Consider the following 18,250-nt stretch of genomic DNA (forward strand, 5'->3'; position numbering starts at 1 on the left):
ACAATTAACTTGTTATTAACCCTGTTAAGGGGCTACTTGCCGTTGCCGATTTTTTCATGGGCATCCGTTTAGCAAGATATCCAAGTCGCCCGGCTTTAGTTGCAAGATTCATCGCTAAGCTCATCTTAATCGGGTCTTCACTATACGCCACAGCGCTATTCATCAAAACACCATCTGCGCCAAGCTCCATTGCAAATGCGGCGTCTTTTGGGCTTCCAAGTCCCGCATCCACAATCACTGGCACCGTTGCTTGCTCAATAATATGCTGCAAATTAATCGGGTTAATAATCCCAAGCCCACTGCCAATCGGCGAAGCACCCGGCATAATCGCATGACAACCAAGCTCTTGTAGGCGACGCGCTAACACCACATCATCTGAGGTATAGACTAAAACTGTCATGCCTTCAGCAAGTAGCATCTCCGTGGCGCGTAGAGTCTCGATAGGATCTGGTAATAAGGTTTTAGCACAACCGATAATCTCCACTTTTACCATATCGCAAAGCCCTGAAGCGTGAGCAAGCTTTGCCGTACGAACCGCTTCTTCCGCCGTGCTTGCGCCGGCAGTATTGGGCAATAATTTATATTTAGAAAGATCTAAAGATTCAAGGAGATCGGGCTGATTATCATCAAAGATATTCATTCGGCGCACTGCAAAGGTTAATACCTCAGATTCACTCGCTTCTACTGCCCCTTTTTGCTCTGAAAAGTTACGATATTTCCCCGTTCCTAGAAATAGACGTGAATTAAACTCGAAATTCCCAATTTTTAAAATATCACTCATTTTTTTCTCCATCCTAACCACCGCCCACAAAATGGACAATTTCAAACTGATCACCCGAACCGATCACGGTCTTGGCATAATCCTCTTTCTTAATCACTTCACGATTCATCTCGACAATGAAAAATCGCCTCTTCTCAAGATATAAGTGTGTAACCAACGCTTCTACTGTATTGACAGCGGAATCAAGCATTAACACTTCTCCATTAACTTTAATTTTTATACTCATTGAAAAACCTCCTTCATTTCTCTACATTCATTCATGCTTTCGTCTCTTTTTAAATGACAAAACAAAGTGACAAATTCCGGCAATACTCTGTCATCAAGCCCGTATTCTTACGTAATCTGAAGAATCGTGATTATTGGTAGGATTGATCGATCATCTCACGAAGGGCTTTCGCTCGGCGCAAACCTCTACCCACATCAAACTGATAATTCACCACCGGAAATAACGCAGACATTACCGCAGCACCCGAAGCATAGGGCAAAACTTGTCCTATCGTATCGACATCAATACCACCGATCGCAATGAGCTTACCGCCTCTCTCTTTAGCCTCTTTAGAAGCTTCTCTCAATGCTTCCATTCCAAGTGCCGGATAGCTCTTTTCTGAGGTACGAAAAATATGGCCTAAATAGCCATAATCGTAAGCAGCGATCTCGCGCGTAATAGCGCTAATACTATGAAAAGAGCGACCAAATTTCATCTCAGGGAATGCATCTTGCATTTTAGAGAGGCTTAAGCTCTTTTCCGTTAGATGGGTTCGTGGAATCCCAAAAGCTTTCGCAATATCCGCTCGGTCATTAATAATGAGCTTTTCTGCGGGAATACCACGTTCAAGAATGCTTTCAATTAATAATCCTAAGGATTTTGAGGAACGAGATTTTTCCCGTAGCTGAATATAATCGACAAAAGGCACAATCGCTTCAATTATCGACACTAAACTACTATCAGGGATATCAGAAATATCACGCGTGACGGCATGTAACATAGACATATATTCTCCATTGCAGAGAAAGTGATTTCGCACAGCCACGACAAATAAATACCAAGCAGTGATTCGCCACTTTCCTCCGCTAGTATTAACTAGATCAGGTCATAAGAGTCCCGAAGTTTCACTTCAATCTCAGCTGTTTTTAACAGCACCTCTAGGGGAATACCAATAGGCTAAAAGTATAAGGGATCTATTTTCAGGGTGCAAATCTCTTTAGGGGAAACAATAAATCATAATCATTTATAAAAAAATACAGTGATCTGTCCCATGTTTTAAATGTAAGCCTTATTTTTCAAAACATTGCCTCACCTTAAAACGCTTGGAGAAGTCTCATGAATCACGCCCATATTCCCACCCTTTCTCGCCGTAAATTTCTTTTTAGTTCAACTGTTATCACCGCTTATATGATGCTTAGCCCATCTGCTTTTGCCCTCAATATAACGGAAAACAGGAATGTCTCTTTAGCAAAATTTCTGACTAATAAGCCTTTAGATCAGGCGCTTGTTGACCGTGCTTTTGAAGCGCTCATCAAAGTCGACCCTAATTTTCAAAAGAAAGCAGATGCTCTTTGCTCCTACATTAAAGATCAGCAATTTCAATCCATAGAAACCTTAAAAAAAGATGCTCACTTTAAGAAAGAGCATCAAACAACCGCTCGTTCGATCATCGCAGTTTTCTACCTTGGATATGCTGGTACACCAATACCACAAGCAGCACATGACAACGTTCGATTTGTCACTTATACCGAAATAGAAACCTTTAAACTCACCCAAAAATACACGCCTATCCCCGGATACTCCCGTTGGAAAACCAATTATTGGGCGAATCTGCCAACCGCATAACCCCAACTTTTTATCCATCCATTTTATCCACCTATTAAGGTAATCATTATGAATAATCTCTACGATGCAGATGTCATTATCATTGGCTCTGGTGCTGTGGGCGCCAATGTCGCCAATGAACTCGCTCTTCAAGGAAAATCCGTCATTATGCTAGAAGCGGGCCCTAGAGTTCCTCGCTGGAAGCTCTTAGAAAACTTTAAAAATTCAGGACGCCATTATGATCGCAATAATGCATACCCCAATAATCCTTGGGCACCCACTAGTAACCAAGAAGGCTATTTATACAATATAGGCTCTTTTCGAATGATGCCGGGAATGCTCAAACATGTTGGCGGAACCACTTCTCATTGGGGCGGTGCTACTTGGCGTTATACCCCCAATGATTTTAAGATCCAATCGCTATATGGTGTTGGCAGGGATTGGCCCATCTCTTATGATGATTTAGAGGCCTATTATGTTCGTGCTGAGTATGCGATCGGTGTTGCCGGTTCTGATAGCGAGGATCAATCTGGCATCTATCCAGGTAAGGCTTACCCCAAACGCTCTAAACCCTATCCGATTGCCCCAGAAGCAGATCTTTACATGACAACAAAGATCAAAGAAGCACTTATTCCTGCCGGCATTGCCGTTATTCACGAACCCACCGTGCGTATCCCAAAATCATATGATGGTCGCCCTGCTTGCCAAGGGAATAATAATTGTGATCAGATCTGCCCGATTGGCACCCTCTATAATGGCGCAATCCATGCTGAAAAATCCGTGAGAAATGGGGTGCAGCTCATTACGGAAGCTGTCGTGCATAAAATCATTGTAGGAAACAATCAAAAAATTGAAGCCATTAAATATTTAACCCCCGATAAAACAGAATATACCCTCAAAGCAAAAGCCTTTGTGATTGCTGCTCATAGCTTTGAAACGGCAAAATTGCTCCTTATGAATAATGTGGCAAATTCCTCTGATATGGTGGGAAGAAACCTGATGGATCATGTGGGAATCTCCATGAACTTTCTCGCAAAAGAGCCTATGTGGATGGGAAGAGGTCCTGTTCAACAAGCTACGATTAATCAATGGCGCGAAGGGGATTTTAGATCTCAATATTCTGCGAACAAACATAGCTTTGCCAATAATAATCCCCAGATTGATATTGCAGCAAAGGCGATTTCTGAAGGATTAATGGGGCAAGCACTCGATGATCGAATTATGGATCTCTCATCCCGCTGGATATCAATCTACACCTTCTTTGAGCAACTACCTGATCCTAGTAACCGGATCTATCCTAACCCTAATTGGAAAGATAGCATTGGTTTACCAGGAATTACAATTAACTACGATGTCGATAATTATGTGATAAGAGGTGCCAAAGAGGCTAAAAAACAGTACCAACTCATTACTGAACTGATGGGTGGAGATTCTCTTACTATTAATAGTGCTTGGGAAAACCATGATCACCTTATGGGAGTTTTAATTATGGGCGATGATCCTAAAAACTCTGTTGTCAATCATGAAGGGCGTACCTTTGATCACGATAATCTCTTTATCGCATCGGTAGGGGTTATTCCTGCCAGTGGCGTGGTTAATCCAACTCTTACCGCTATTGCGCTCGGTATTCGTACCGCTGATATCATCGCTAGGGAGGTATAAAATGACATCTTTGTTCAAAAAATATTTTAAAATTTATGGGCGTGCACTGACGTTACTCCTCTCTTTAAGTTTCACTTATGCCAATGCCGAGAGTCCTAAAGATGAGCTCATTGAAAAAGGAGAATATCTTTCGATCCTTGGAGACTGTATGGCATGTCATACCGCTTCAAATGATAAGCCATATGCCGGTGGATTAGAGTTTAAAATGCCTATGGGCACTATCGTTGCAAGTAATATTACCCCATCGAAGCAGTATGGCATTGGAAACTGGAGTAAAGAAGATTTCTCTAAAGCTGTTAAAAAAGGAATTCGCCCTGATGGTTCTCATCTCTATCCTGCGATGCCTTATACCGCATTTGCTATCATTAACGAAGAGGATATCACGGCGCTCTATCACTACTTTATGAAAGGCGTTACTCCCATTGATGAAGCGCTTCCTATCACAACCCAATTAACCTTTCCTTTTAACTTACCCGGCATTATGCCCATTTGGAACCTCCTCTTTACGCAAGATTCCAATCTTACTTATGATCTCTCCTTGACTGAATCCCAAAATCGTGGGAAATACCTTGTCGATGGATTAACGCACTGCTCCACTTGTCACACTCCTCGAAATCAGTTTATGGCAGAAGATTATCAGCAATATCTCGGTGGTGGTATTGCCGATGGCTGGCACGCGCCCAATATTACGAGTGATAAAATCTCCGGCATTGGGGGCTGGAGCCAAGAGGAGTTATTCACCTATCTCAAAACTGGGAGAGCTTTTGGAAAATCATCTGCAGCAGGGCCAATGGCTGATGCTATTGATTATAGTTTTCAACATCTTAAAGATGAAGATCTAACAGCAATTGTCGAGTATTTGCAAACAATTCCTCCCATCGCAAACCCCGAGCAAAAACTTCCTGCCTATCAATATAGCAATCAAGAAACCATCACTTGGAGTGATTTTGAACAATATCCCCCCCACGACAACCAATCTTCATTTTATCGAGATGATACAACCATAGATGGCGCCCTACTCTATAATGCCGCTTGTGCAACTTGTCATGGTATTCAAGGTGAAGGCGCTTTAGATCAGAGTATCCCTTCTTTAACGCAAAATAGTACGGTAGGTCGAGTTGATCGTACCAACTTAGTTCTTACTATTTTAGAGGGCGTTCACCGAAAGCCAACCCTAAATGAAAGCATCACATTAATGCCGGCATTTTCCCTTGAAGAAACAGAAATTTTCTCATGGCTATCTGATGAACAAATCGCAGCTGTTACTAACTATGTTACCGAGCATTTTGGTGATGGAGAAACTACATTATCAGGAGTAGATATCGAAATTATCAAGGCAGGTGGAAACACGCCCTTTCTCGTAAAACATGCCTCCGTGATTGCGATGCTAGGTTTCATCGCCGGCATTTTAATCATTGCAATAATTGGAAGGTTTATTTTTAGAAGATGTTCTAAAAGATCTTCTTAATCAATAATGTGATTTTCAATAGCTAAATTTTTCTATAATTGTCATACTAGATTAATCTGGTATGACAATCCTCATAGAACCTCATATACCCTATTTTAGAGAAGACTTGATAAAAATAATATTTTCTCAGAATTAGATAACGGTTGTCCTATTCACTCATTTCATGTTACAACTCTTTTTTAGCACATCATCAGTGCTGATCGCTCGGCAGAAATAAAAGCCTATTACTTTGTACAATAACTATAAAAATTCTAACTTTAGAATCAGCTTCCGTAATCTTTGTAAATCACGTTAGACGCTTTCAACTCCGCTTTTATTCCCAGCCGATTTCTTGTTATTTTATTTAGCTTGCTAAGCAATTTACACCACTTTATTGGATAGGAGGATATGCCATGCGTATCATTCGTCATTTAACGATGCTGGTCGCTTTTTGCGGATTATTATCACTCTCTTTAGCAAACGAGAAAACTCGGGAACTGAAAATTTATAACTGGAGCTCTTATGTCGATCAAGCGCTCATGGATGACTTTACAGCAAAAACCGGCATTAAAGTCATCACCGATGCCGTTGATAGCAATGAAGCCTTACTTGCAAAAACACTCACCGGTAACTCAGGATATGACATTATCGTTCCTTCTGATTTTGCTGTGACTTACCTCATGGAAGCGGATCAACTCTTAAAGCTCGATTTTAATAAAATGCCCAATTATCATAATCTATTGCCATTTGCGCTTGAGCGCTTAGCGACCTTTGAGGGGATTAATGATTATGCGATTCCCTACTTTTGGGGAACGACCGGCATTGGCTATGATGCTCAAAAAATCCATGCGCTTTTACCAGAGGCGCCCGTCGATTCTTATGCGCTCGTTTTTGATCCAAAATATGCTGCAAAAATTGCAGAATGTGGAATTTACTTACTCGATAGCGCCGTTGAAATGACGCCACTTATTAATATCTATTTAGGACAAGATCCTGAATCTGTCGATCCGCAAGATCTTGCTAATGTCCAAAAAGTTTTAGAAGATATTCGCCCCTACATCAAAAAATTCCACTCATCAGAATATATCAGTGCCATTGCTAATGGAGATGCTTGCGTTGCTGTTGGCTGGTCTGGAGATTTCTTTATGGCTAAAGAGAGCGCTGATGATGCCGGCCGATCACACGATATCCAATACAGTGTTCCTAAAGAGGGATCTATCCTCTGGTTTGATGAGCTTGTGATTTTAAAAAATGCTAAAAATATCGATGAAGCTTATGAGTTTATTAACTACATGTTAGATGCCAAAAATAGTGCTAAAGCTTCCAATAAGACAATGGCACCAACCCCAAACCTAGCGGCATTTGAGTATTTAGATCCTAAGCTAAAAAACAATACGATGCTCTTTCCACCTGAAGAATCTCTAAAAAGCGTACATATTAAACGCCCCTATGATCTCTCTGGTCAAAAGAAGCTCACACGGATGTGGATGAGAATTAAAAGTGGTAAATAATCCAAGGCTTTTAATAGTTAACTCTTACCCAATAAATCATTATTGATTCAATACGTTATAATAGAGAAACGATTGCCTCATTGAAGTTAATCATTCATAAGATAATCTGTAGGATTTTATCGCGTTGTTTACAGTATTAGGAGAAAATACTGTTATGAATATCCATCGAAAAACAAAATTAACGCCGTTTCATCGAGAAGAGATTTGGCGATTACATCATCAAGAAAAATTTACCGTAACCTATCTAGCTGAGCGTTTTATGGTAAGCAGACCTACGATCTATAAAGTACTAAAACAAGGTAGATTGAACTTGTTTGTGCCATTAGCTAGTAAAAATGAACGTTATAGAACAATTAAGTATGGCATTAAACGTCTTGCAAAGATTGAAAAATCTATTGAAGAGAAACTTAAAAAGAGGGCTAAACGTTATAACAAAAACTATCCTGGCGAGATGGTCCATGTGGATACTAAACGGCTCCCTCTTTTAAAAGGAGATCTTAAAAATCGCACTAGAGAGTATTTATTTGTAGGAATTGATGATTTTTCAAGAGAACTTTATGCCGGTATTTATCCTGATAAATCACAGTTTAGTGCTGCTGAATTTCTTCGATGGGATCTGTTAGAACAGTGTCCCTATACTGTAGAATGCACCTATTCGGATAATGGGCGTGAGTATAAAGGTACATCAGAACATGCCTTTGTCGAAATGTGTCTAACACATAAGATTAATCAAAAGTTTACAAAGCCAGCTTGCCCTCAAACGAATGGAAAAGCAGAAAGAGTCATTCGAACACTCATGGAAATGTGGCATAATCAGGAAGAGTTTATCAGTTCAGATGATCGGAAAAAAAAGCTAAAACGATTTTTGAACTATTACAACACAGTAAAACCTCATAAGGGTATTAATGGTTTAACGCCTTATGAAGTTTTAGAAAATTATTTTAACACTGAAGTGTAAACAACCCGCCGATTTCTAACAGATAATCGTTTCCTTGTTAGGGGCTTTCTTCTCACTTTTATTTATGTTAAAAAGCCCCTTTTAACGTCATAAGCACATGACTTATACAAATGACTTAAGTAAATAACTTAAGCAGCGTTTTAATAAAAATTTATTTACACTACTTAAAGAGCACATCTCCGCTCTTAAGCAGAATTTTGAAATAGCGTTTTACGCCATTACCCTTCATTTCTAAGGAGAATATGCATGATGAGAATCATTCGTGGTATCACAATGTTAATCGCTTTTATGGGACTAACTCAGCTTACAATGGCACAAGAGAAACAGCGTGAGCTTAAGATCTATAATTGGGTTTCCTATATTGATAAAGAATTGATTGCAGAATTTACCGAGCAAACCGGCATTAAAGTAATTGCCGATGCCTTTGATAGTAACCAAACTTTGTTAGCAAAAACACTCACCGGCAATTCAGGCTACGATATCGTGGTTCCTTCTGACTTTGCCGTGACTTATCTGATGGAGGCTGATCAACTTCATAAACTTGATTTAGATAAAATTCCTAATCATAAAAATCTCTGGCCTAAAGCATTAGAGATGCTCAATACCTTTGAAGGAATTAATGATTATGCGATTCCCTACTTTTGGGGCACGACCGGCATTGGTTTTGATGCCCAAAAAATCGCAGAAGTAGCGCCCGATGCCCCAATGGATTCATTAGCGGCAATGCTGGACCCTAAATATGCCGCAAAAATTGCAGAATGTGGCATTTATATGCTCGATAGCCCAGCAGAAACGATGCCAATCCTCAATATGTATTTAGGGCAAGATCCTGAATCCACTTCTAAAAAAGATTTAGAAAATGTAGAGAAGATGATGGCAGAAATTCGCCCCTTCATTAAGAAATTCCACTCATCAGAATATATCAGCGCTATTGCTAATGGCGATATCTGTATGGCGCTTGGTTGGTCTGGCGACTTCTTTATTGCCAAAAATAGCGCAGAAGATGCAGGTCGTGATAATGATATCCAATACACCATTCCTAAAGAAGGCTCAATTGTCTGGTTTGATGAGATGGTGATCTTGAAAGATGCGAAAAACATCGATGAAGCTTATGAATTCATTAACTTTATGCTAGATGCGAAAAATAGCGCAAAAGCTGCGAACAAAATCATGTTCCCAACCGCTAACGAGGCCTCTTTTGAGTTCTTAGATCCAGCGCTTCGCGATAACCCCATCCTCTTCCCATCTGAAGATTCGCTCCAAAATGTCCACATCAAACGCCCATACGATATGCGCGCACAAAAAGCGGTTAACCGCATGTGGATGAAGATGAAAAGTGGTCGATAATCGTTTTTAGCTCTAAAAAGATCAGATAATCTTCCAAAGTGCTTCCAAAGCCCATTAAACTACGGTTTAATGGGCTTTTATTTATCTCTTTTATTTTAAATAGGATGTTTCTATGAGTGCTATTCAAAAAATTATTGCTTATTATGGGGCAAAAAATAGTGGCAAAACCACCACTTTAAATAATCTTATTAACTTCATAAATGCACATCCATCTTTTGAAACACTTCTATTAAACCCTAGCTTATTAGAACAAGAGGGAATACAAGATCGATATGCGGTATTTAAGCATATCGAAACAAATAAACGCATTGCTGTTGCAACAGCAGGAGATGATGCTGAAACTGTTAATAATCACCTTAAAGCTCTCAAAAAAGATCAAATCAATATCGGCGTATTAGCGACTCGTTATCATGGTGAAACTGTTCATGCTTTACCAAAATTTATTAAAAAGAATCTTATAGAAAAACTATGGTGGATTGGCGCTAGCTATCCAACTAGCCATGATATCCCTGATTTTTCAATAGATGAGAATCAAATTGCAGACTACAACCAAGTTATGGCAACAACCCTTTTTAATGCGATAGAAATCGAGCTACAGAAAAACGAATGACTCTATCTATTAAACATTCCCAATAAAGCATTCACATAAATTTTATTGGGAAAATAGAGACTTCCTACAATTATCTAAATAGCCCTAGGATTCTCTCGGCGTTAGTGCTAATTTTGAGTAACAAAACAATAATAATTCCTCGCAGTGATCACCTATGGATTTTTCAAAATGCTAGAAACTCTTCTCTCTGTCATTCCTATTTTTGGGCTTGTGATGACAGGCTTTGTTGCGAAACGACTGCTTCCAAGTAATGATCTTTGGAAAGGTATTGAAGCCCTCGTTTACTATCTCTTTTTCCCGATCTTATTAATTCTTGAAGTCTCTAAAGCCAACTTTAGTGAGCCTGGATTATGGGGCGGATTGATGGCGGCATTTATTGCGACCATTATTATTGCGATTGCGCTTTTCCCTATGAAGCGTATTTTCAATATTGAGAACACCCTTTTTACCTCTATCTTCCAAGGAAGCGTGCGTTATAACTCTTATGTCTTTTTAGCGCTCTCACAATCTTTATTTGGAAGCTCTGGAATCGTTATTGCCGGCGTTTTTATGGCCTATATGATTATCGTGATTAATATTCTCTCGATCTCGGTGCTCAACGTTTATGGAAGCAATCAAAGTGGCAAGAAGAGCTTTGGGGGAATTATCATTGCCCTATTTAAAAACCCATTAATTGTTGGGGTATTAATCGGTATTGCCGCGAACCTCTTAAATATCTCCATTTCAGGCCCCTTTAAGCAGTGGATGCTCTATCTTGGGAATACGGCAACACCTTTAAGCTTAATGTCGGTTGGCGCTGGGTTAATTCTTGTCATGGATCGTAAAAAAACAAGCGGCGTCTGCTTAGCGCTAATCTTAAAGCTCCTTGTCACACCGCTATTAACAATTTCACTACTCTCTCTCTTTAATATCACCGGGCTTCCTGCGGCAATTGCCCTACTATTTGGCACCATGCCAAGTGCCGGCAATGCTTATATTCTCTCAAGACAAATGGGCGGAGATTCTGATGCGATGGCCTCTATGATTACATGGAGTACGCTACTTTCCATCATCACAATCCCCATTATTATGGGCGGCTTTGGCTTCTCATAAGAGCAGAAATGCTACAAATCAAACGCCGGAAATATAGTAGATTCGGTTTAATAAACACTATTTTAAATAGTATTTAAGGGTACAGAGTGTGTATCAAATTAGCTTGCACGATGCCGGATAGAACGATTCTTTCGCTTCTCATAACCGATGCGCTGGCAGCCTAGTTTAGTCACTTTTAAACCGATTTTACTATAATCCAAATCGGCTATAAATCGAAGATCCTAGATCAAAAATCCCCCATTAAGATCACAGCTTAACCGCAAAGTGCTTAATGGGGGATTTCATCATATTATTTTAATATTTAAAAAATTTGTCCTAAAGTTTAACTGCCTAATAGCAACATTAAATACGCGCCAAAGATCACAAGGTGAGCAACGCCATCAACCTGATTGGTGCGTCCACTATCAAAGGTTGCTTGGCAAAGGACAAATAAGCCACCTAATAGCACCACATCGGTAATCGGTAACCCTAAGATAATCTCATGCCCTGTAATTAAAGAGATCAATACCACTGCCGGAACCGTTAGAGAGATCGTTGCTAATACTGAACCAAAATACATGTTGATCGCACGTTGTAGCTCATTTTTTAAGACCGCACGAATAGCACCTAATCCTTCAGGAGCAAAGATTAAGATTGCAACAATCAATCCTGTTAAGGCTTTGGGCGCATTTAAATTACTCAATAAGGCTTCTAATGGACCTGAATCGACTTTAGTAATGGCAACCACCGAGACAAGATGTATTACAAGCCAAATACCATGCCAAAGGTTAGAGTGGGCTGAAGGAATCCCATGATGACTCTCATCTTGATCCTCATACTCATAGATAAAGAGTGTTTGATGCGTTTTTGTTTGAATAATCAAAAATACCGCATAAAGTGAAGCTGACAATAAGGCGACAAAGATTAATTGCCCTTGCGAGAAAGTCTGTGCATCTAAGAAACTTGGCAAGATTAAAACCACTAATACAAGCGGGATAATCGCTGTTGTATATTGCGTTACGCCGGCAAGATTCACATGCTGCGTTTTAAACTTTCGACCACCCATTAAAAGCGAAATCCCCACAAAACCACTAATGACAAGCATAATCAGTGAATAGAGTGTATCTCGCATTAAAGTAGCATAAGGATCTATACCATCAGCGCCAGGACCTGGGCTTGATGACATTACCGCTGTAATTAAGCTAACCTCTAAAATAACAACTGATAGACTTAAAATTAGCGATCCGTACGGTTCTCCTAAACGGTGAGCGAATATATCGGCATGTCTAACCACACTAAAGGCACTATATAAAATAGCCACCAATGACATGAGGTTAATCAATACTAAAAATGCCGTCGATTGCGTACTACCAAAAAACAGATTAAACGTAATCACTGCAATTGCTAGTAATACCGCATATTCCTTATGGCGCGTTCCTTTTTTTTCAGAACCGGTATTGCTCATTGAAAACTCCTTTATTGAGCTAGGGTTGATCATTAAAATAGTGAGAGAATAATTTAGGAGATAATCCCGCTCTCTCGTTATTTCTTACATATTTTTACTACTCATTTACCACGCCATTATCATCTTTTGTCCCGCAAGATGCACAGAAATTTAAAAAGGCATTTTTACGAACATGACAAGCCGGGCAACGTTTAAATAAGGTAATGCCGCAATGAGGGCAAAAATCAATTGCCGGATTTCGGTAATTAATCCCTCGCTCACAAGATGGGCAGAGCGATTTATCAATACGCTGGAGCACAAAGCTATAATTGAGCATCTTCCGGCGCTCACTATCACTCACGGACTCTTCCTCTTTTTGGCGTTCACGATAACGATTAAACACCCGAATAGCATAGTAACCACCGACTGCAGTGACTATAATTCCCACCCCAAATCGAACATATCCGCCATAACTTGGCAAATAAGGGACTAACTCAAAGAAAAAGGCAAAGAGTGAAAAGAAGATAAAGCCCCAACTAAATGGCCAGTACTTCCCTTTGCGGCGTTTGGCAAAAAGATAGGCTGAGATAACAAGAAGTGGCAAGGTTAAAAGTAAGCGAATTAAAAACTCTTGGAGTTGCTGCTTCTTAATGGCGCTATAAAACAGCTCTTGCCCATCTCTTTCAATGTCATTAATATTTTGGCGAATGGTATTCATCGCTTGCTGCACTTCCTTTTGCGCAACCATTAATCCTGAATACTCACTCTCAAGCGTTGAGATTTCCTGATTCATATTCTCTAAATGCTCAGTTCTTGTAATTAGTTCTTTATCCTTCTTCGGATCTAAAGTTGCCGTGCGAGTTTTAAGCCAATTTTCAAAAGTTTCTCGCTCATTTTTATAGGTTGATTTCTCAAGAGAGATCGATTCTTGGAGCAACTCTGCTTGATTAGAGAGATCATTTCTCTCCCTAATCTTCTCTCTTAGCTGATCATTTGTTTTAGTATATTGAGGCTCTTGATAAAAGCTCTCCAATACCAAAGGCTCACTCATTAAAGGAAGATCCCCAATCACTTTACCGCCAAGCCCAATTAAGAATCCGGCAAAAATCACTGCAATAATCCATAAAAGACGATTAAACCACTTCTCTGTTCTTCGTCTAGATTGTCCCATGACGAGCCCCTTTGTTTTAAGGAATTGATAATAAGGTTAATTATCTATGGTATTACTCGATTTTCATACTCTTTTATACATTATTATGAATCATAATGATGTATATTCCAGATTAAGCCTCTCAGACCTAGCTTGGTATCCAACAATAATTATCTAAGAAATGAAAAATAACCTCGACTACTAGCAGATCATTTCAAAAAATTGCCGGCAACAAAAAAGGATGATGAAAATCCACCATCCTTCACTATTTGTAAATGCTAAAAGGCTTAAAACTTACGAATTACCGCATAATTTGCTAATGTTTTTAAAGCTTCTTTATAAGCTGATTCTGGTAATTCAGCTAATGCTTCAATTGCAAGCTCAGCTTGTTTTACTGCAACGCTATGGGTGTAATCAAGTGATTTTGTGCGCTCTACCACTTCTAAAATAGAGTCTAGTTTTGAGATATCGGCATTGACTAATGCATCTTTAATAAGCGCAGCATCCTCTTTTGTGCCTGCTCTCATCGCATAAATAAGTGGAAGTGTTGGTTTACCTTCTGCTAAATCATCACCTGTATTTTTCCCCATTTCTTCGCTACTTGCAGAATAATCTAAGATATCATCCACAAGCTGGAATGCTGTTCCTAAATACATGCCGTAAGTTGCGAGCGCCTTTTCATAATCTTTTCCGCCTGCTTCTTTCGTTAAAATGCCGGCAACTGCGCCTGATGCTTCAAAGAGCTTTGCCGTTTTAGAGTAAATCACATTCATGTAATTCTCTTCGGTCGTATCAGGATCGCCAATATTCATGAGCTGCATAACCTCTCCTTCTGCGATAATGTTTGTCGCATCAGAAAGGATATTCATAATCGGCATTGAGTTAAGGCTCACCATCATTTGGAAAGAGCGCGTATAGATAAAGTCACCGACTAAAACCGCCGCTTCATTCCCCCAAAGCTCATTAGCCGTTTCACGACCACGGCGCATATCTGAATGATCGACAACATCATCATGTAAAAGGGTTGCGGTATGAATAAACTCAATCAATGCTGCCGCTGTAATATGCCCCTCACCTTCATAACCCGCCGCTCTTGCTGCAAGAAGCGTGATCAATGGTCTTAAACGTTTACCGCCTGATGAAACGATATATTGTCCCACTTGATTGATCAACACGACGTCGGAATGAAGTGCTGTTAAAATTTTCTGATTAACCGCTGAGAAATCATCTTTTGCAAGCGTTTGTACTGCTTCTATTGACATTGATTGAATACCTTAAGGTTTTAAATAAAATAGAGTGATGAATAGGCTTGAAGACTCCCAATCATTAAGGATCACTATCCAAATATTCAGCTCTATTATAAAGCTTATTTATGACAAAGGTAGCCCTCTTTCGCTCTTCATAATGAAAAACCTCGGCTTTGATAAGCCAAGGTTTTATAAAATTACGTATTTAAAAGATCAGTACTCCTTAGCTTACACTAAGTAAAACCGACCTTTTACCGCAATAACTTTCCTCATTACTTCATGAACTCAAGCTTAGCATCAGGACGATTTTGATAGCGAATCTCCGGCAGATAGCTACGGTTTGCACTCGTAATTTGATTACAAATTCTGCCATAGAAACGATATGCCGTATCATAACAAGCGTTCATCTCCCAAAACTTTGGCATCTCTTGATGTAGCGCATTAATCTCTGCTTCAATATGGGCTTTTTCTGTCACTAATGTTTGATAAGCACCGCTCTCTTCTAAAATTGCCGGCAATGTCTCTGCTAATTTTTGTGTTAGAGCTTCCCCTTTGAGCTTCTCATCTGAAAGCGATTTTTCAGCGTCCTTCTCTAATTTGCCATGAAGCGTTGAGAGCTCTTTTTCTGTCTTCTCGAGCTTTTTATCTAGCTCAAGATTTAATTTCAGATTCGCTTCATACCCTTTGACTAAAGCTTTCGCATATTTATCTAACGTTTTATCATTTAAGGCAAAAGTCACGCCATCTGCATTGGTAAAAAATCCCGGCATTAACTCTTCACTATTTGCAAAAAGCGTATTGTGCGTCACCACCTCTTGCAATGATCCTAATGGTCCTTTAAATTCAGGCAGATTTTCATCGACAATTTGCCAATTTTTATCCACTTCTGCCGCAATAATCGTTGCATTAAACGGCTCTGTGCTATCACTATTTAATGGGGTATAGATCTTAATATCCCCAAAATCCGTTAAATATTGATAACGTCCATCACGGTATTTAAACATTCCTTCTATATCATAGAGCGATAATGTTTCATTGATTTCTGTGACTGACTTGATCCGGCTATTGGTGATCTCGATACCGGAATCTGCATCTCTTAATTTCTTAAGCGCCTCAATATCAGGGCCATTAGGCTGACAAGCTGCTAAAAAAAGCGCAGCGCCAGCAATGAATATCGTCTTTTTAAAAGGTATCATGTTCATGCTACTCCTCAACATACAAGATTTTTGGATTCTCAAAAGCTGACGGATTGTCCCTAACCATAACATCAGGATAGATGCCTTTTTAGAAATCACTTTTATATTTTATAAATATCTTTGCCAATATAACAGAAATTTCGCGAAATATTGCGAGTGATCATCTTCTAAAGCGCAAGCTAACGACAATCACACTTCTAAAGAGTATTTTAACGCTGAGAAAAGGTATCACAAGCTTGGATCGAGCCGGTATTAAATCCTCGCATAAACCATTCTTGGCGCTCTTTTGAAGTACCGTGAGTAAAGCTATCTGGCACAACTGTACCACGTGCTTGCTTTTGTAATCGGTCATCGCCAATTGCCGCAGCGGTATTCATCGCTTCACTAATATCACTGACATCTAAGAGATTCTGATCCTGAATCGATCTACCCCAAATGCCGGCAAAACAATCTGCTTGAAGCTCTAACTTCACTGATAACTTATTTGCTTCAACTTGATTAACGCGAGATTGCATCTCCCTCATCTTTGTTGTAACTCCTAAAAGATGTTGAACGTGATGCCCGATTTCATGAGCAATAACATAGCCTTGCGCAAAATCACCACCGCCACCAAGATTGCGTTTCATATCTTGATAAAAGCTTAAATCTAAATAGACCTTCTCATCAGCAGGACAATAGAAAGGCCCCATTGCTGCTTGCCCATAACCACAAGCCGTATTTGTTGAACCGCTGTACATTACTAAAGTTGGCTCACGATATTGCATCCCCTGTTCACGAAAACGTGCGATCCATAGATCTTCTGTTTTCGCTAACGCAACCGAAGTGAACTCTGCCATCTCTTTCTCTTCTGGCGTTGCGACATATTGTGTCTGCCCTTGTTGGCTCTGCTGGTTTCCAAACGGTAACTCCCCATTTAAAATGGGTGTTAAATCTAAGCCAAAATAGCCAGCAGCAATCACGATGACTAATATCGCCAACCCACTCTTTCCTTTTAAAGGAATCGGAAAACCAGCGCTTTTTCCTAAACCATTTCGAGCACGTCCCTTTTGCCCTCGACGATCCTCTACATTTTGACTGCGACGTTCATTTTCCCAACGCATAATGACCTTCTATAAAATCCATTTTATTAAAAATGTAATTATGCCGTGTTTTAGAATAATAAAAAAGGGTTCTTAAAGAACCCTTTTTAGCAATATATTTATTAGCAAACGCCTTCAGGATAAATAATCTCTATCCCTACTTTGCACCATGCAGTAAAAGCAGATCAACCATCGCTTGATCCCCACGATTTTTCGCATGCGTTAATGGCGTTGTTCCTCGTTTATCAGGAATATTAGGATCTGCGCCACCATCAATTAAAGTTTTAACAATCTCCACATAGCGAGCTGAACCGTTCCCTAAAATCACCGCTTCCATCAAAGCTGTCCAACCTAAATTATTAATCTGATTAGGATCTAAACCGGCCTTTAATAAAATCTTCACGGTCTCTAGATGCCCCTTTTCAGCAGCCGGTATGATAGCGGTACCACCGTAACGATTTGTATCTTTAATATTAGCTCCATGAGCTAATGTCAGCTCTAAGATCTCATTATAACCTTGCGCTCCTGCAAGTAAGTATGGCGTATCTTGTATCCCATCTTTAGCGTTGACATCCGCGCCAGCCTCTATGAGTAATTTGGCAATTTGGGCATTATTTTGTTGGGTTGCAACCATCAAAGGGGTTCTTGCTTGATAGTCCCTAGAATCTAAATTCGACACACTTTTTGCAAGAATTTCAGTAACCTTCTGCGAATCTTTATTCGCAACGGCACTATGCAATAGCGCACCATTTTCTGCAAAACTCATTGTCCCTCCTAGTATTGCCATCATTGCGCCCCCTAATAAAAGACGAGAAAGTAATCCTTGTTTCTTTTGATTGATCATAGATTAACGCTCCTAGCATTTTTATTGAAACTGATTCCTAAACTTAGCATAAGTTTCTTCCTTTTTTAAATTCAGGGCCTTATTTAAGTAAAA

17 protein-coding genes and 1 riboswitch are annotated in these 18,250 nt (G+C 39.7%); of the genes, 8 read left to right on the plus strand and 9 right to left on the minus strand.

Going from position 1 to position 18,250, the window contains the following annotated elements:
- Positions 1 to 4: 4 nt before the first annotated feature.
- The 3 genes from MMG00_RS09075 to MMG00_RS09085 form a co-directional block, all read right to left on the minus strand.
- Positions 5 to 772, minus strand: a complete 768-nt coding sequence (locus tag MMG00_RS09075; RefSeq protein ID WP_242153429.1) for a thiazole synthase — start codon at positions 770 to 772, stop codon at positions 5 to 7.
- 22 nt (positions 773 to 794) lie between these two features.
- Complete coding sequence (gene thiS / locus MMG00_RS09080) at positions 795 to 1,007, minus strand: sulfur carrier protein ThiS (protein ID WP_242147570.1); 213 nt, start codon at positions 1,005 to 1,007, stop codon at positions 795 to 797.
- 130 nt (positions 1,008 to 1,137) lie between these two features.
- Positions 1,138 to 1,773 carry a thiamine phosphate synthase gene (locus MMG00_RS09085; RefSeq protein WP_242147572.1) on the minus strand — a complete coding sequence of 212 codons (636 nt, stop codon included), beginning with the start codon at positions 1,771 to 1,773 and terminating at the stop codon, positions 1,138 to 1,140.
- Positions 1,774 to 1,827: 54 nt separating this feature from the next.
- Positions 1,828 to 1,936: riboswitch (TPP riboswitch) on the minus strand.
- Between the two features lie 166 nt (positions 1,937 to 2,102).
- Between MMG00_RS09085 and MMG00_RS09090 the strand changes: the two genes are divergently transcribed.
- From MMG00_RS09090 to MMG00_RS09125, 8 genes are all read left to right on the plus strand, one after another.
- Positions 2,103 to 2,612 (plus strand): sorbitol dehydrogenase family protein, encoded by a 510-nt coding sequence (locus MMG00_RS09090; RefSeq protein ID WP_242147575.1) that lies wholly within the window; start codon positions 2,103 to 2,105, stop codon positions 2,610 to 2,612.
- 48 nt (positions 2,613 to 2,660) lie between these two features.
- Positions 2,661 to 4,253, plus strand: a complete 1,593-nt coding sequence (locus tag MMG00_RS09095; protein WP_242147576.1) for a GMC family oxidoreductase — start codon at positions 2,661 to 2,663, stop codon at positions 4,251 to 4,253.
- A 1-nt stretch (position 4,254) separates the two neighbouring features.
- Complete coding sequence (locus MMG00_RS09100; protein WP_242147578.1) at positions 4,255 to 5,721, plus strand: cytochrome c; 1,467 nt, start codon at positions 4,255 to 4,257, stop codon at positions 5,719 to 5,721.
- Positions 5,722 to 6,113: 392 nt separating this feature from the next.
- Positions 6,114 to 7,211, plus strand: a complete 1,098-nt coding sequence (locus MMG00_RS09105) for an extracellular solute-binding protein (protein WP_242147580.1) — start codon at positions 6,114 to 6,116, stop codon at positions 7,209 to 7,211.
- Between the two features lie 154 nt (positions 7,212 to 7,365).
- Positions 7,366 to 8,169: an integrase core domain-containing protein gene (locus MMG00_RS09110; RefSeq protein WP_242153261.1), complete on the plus strand. Its 804-nt coding sequence runs from the start codon at positions 7,366 to 7,368 to the stop codon at positions 8,167 to 8,169.
- Positions 8,170 to 8,415: 246 nt separating this feature from the next.
- Complete coding sequence (locus MMG00_RS09115; RefSeq protein WP_242147581.1) at positions 8,416 to 9,516, plus strand: extracellular solute-binding protein; 1,101 nt, start codon at positions 8,416 to 8,418, stop codon at positions 9,514 to 9,516.
- 112 nt (positions 9,517 to 9,628) lie between these two features.
- Positions 9,629 to 10,126 (plus strand): hypothetical protein, encoded by a 498-nt coding sequence (locus MMG00_RS09120; protein WP_242147583.1) that lies wholly within the window; start codon positions 9,629 to 9,631, stop codon positions 10,124 to 10,126.
- Between the two features lie 168 nt (positions 10,127 to 10,294).
- Entirely contained in the window at positions 10,295 to 11,218 is a 924-nt protein-coding gene (locus MMG00_RS09125) for an AEC family transporter (RefSeq protein WP_242147585.1), read from the plus strand.
- A gap of 322 nt (positions 11,219 to 11,540) precedes the next feature.
- Here the strand turns inward: MMG00_RS09125 and MMG00_RS09130 are convergent, their stop codons facing one another.
- From MMG00_RS09130 to MMG00_RS09155, 6 genes are all read right to left on the minus strand, one after another.
- Positions 11,541 to 12,662 (minus strand): calcium:cation antiporter family protein, encoded by a 1,122-nt coding sequence (locus MMG00_RS09130; protein WP_242147588.1) that lies wholly within the window; start codon positions 12,660 to 12,662, stop codon positions 11,541 to 11,543.
- Between the two features lie 97 nt (positions 12,663 to 12,759).
- Positions 12,760 to 13,812, minus strand: a complete 1,053-nt coding sequence (locus tag MMG00_RS09135) for a zinc ribbon domain-containing protein (protein WP_242147590.1) — start codon at positions 13,810 to 13,812, stop codon at positions 12,760 to 12,762.
- Between the two features lie 266 nt (positions 13,813 to 14,078).
- The gene (gene ispB, locus MMG00_RS09140) at positions 14,079 to 15,053 is read right to left on the minus strand and encodes an octaprenyl diphosphate synthase (RefSeq protein WP_242147592.1); all 975 of its coding nucleotides are present in this window, start codon (positions 15,051 to 15,053) and stop codon (positions 14,079 to 14,081) included.
- A gap of 257 nt (positions 15,054 to 15,310) precedes the next feature.
- Complete coding sequence (locus MMG00_RS09145; protein WP_242147594.1) at positions 15,311 to 16,240, minus strand: hypothetical protein; 930 nt, start codon at positions 16,238 to 16,240, stop codon at positions 15,311 to 15,313.
- A 203-nt stretch (positions 16,241 to 16,443) separates the two neighbouring features.
- Positions 16,444 to 17,334: a KPN_02809 family neutral zinc metallopeptidase gene (ypfJ, locus tag MMG00_RS09150; protein WP_242147596.1), complete on the minus strand. Its 891-nt coding sequence runs from the start codon at positions 17,332 to 17,334 to the stop codon at positions 16,444 to 16,446.
- Between the two features lie 136 nt (positions 17,335 to 17,470).
- Positions 17,471 to 18,157: an ankyrin repeat domain-containing protein gene (locus MMG00_RS09155; RefSeq protein ID WP_270049289.1), complete on the minus strand. Its 687-nt coding sequence runs from the start codon at positions 18,155 to 18,157 to the stop codon at positions 17,471 to 17,473.
- Positions 18,158 to 18,250 lie beyond the last annotated feature (93 nt).

It is taken from the genome of Ignatzschineria rhizosphaerae, from assembly GCF_022655595.1.
GTDB classification, from domain to species: Bacteria; Pseudomonadota; Gammaproteobacteria; order Cardiobacteriales; family Wohlfahrtiimonadaceae; genus Ignatzschineria; species Ignatzschineria rhizosphaerae.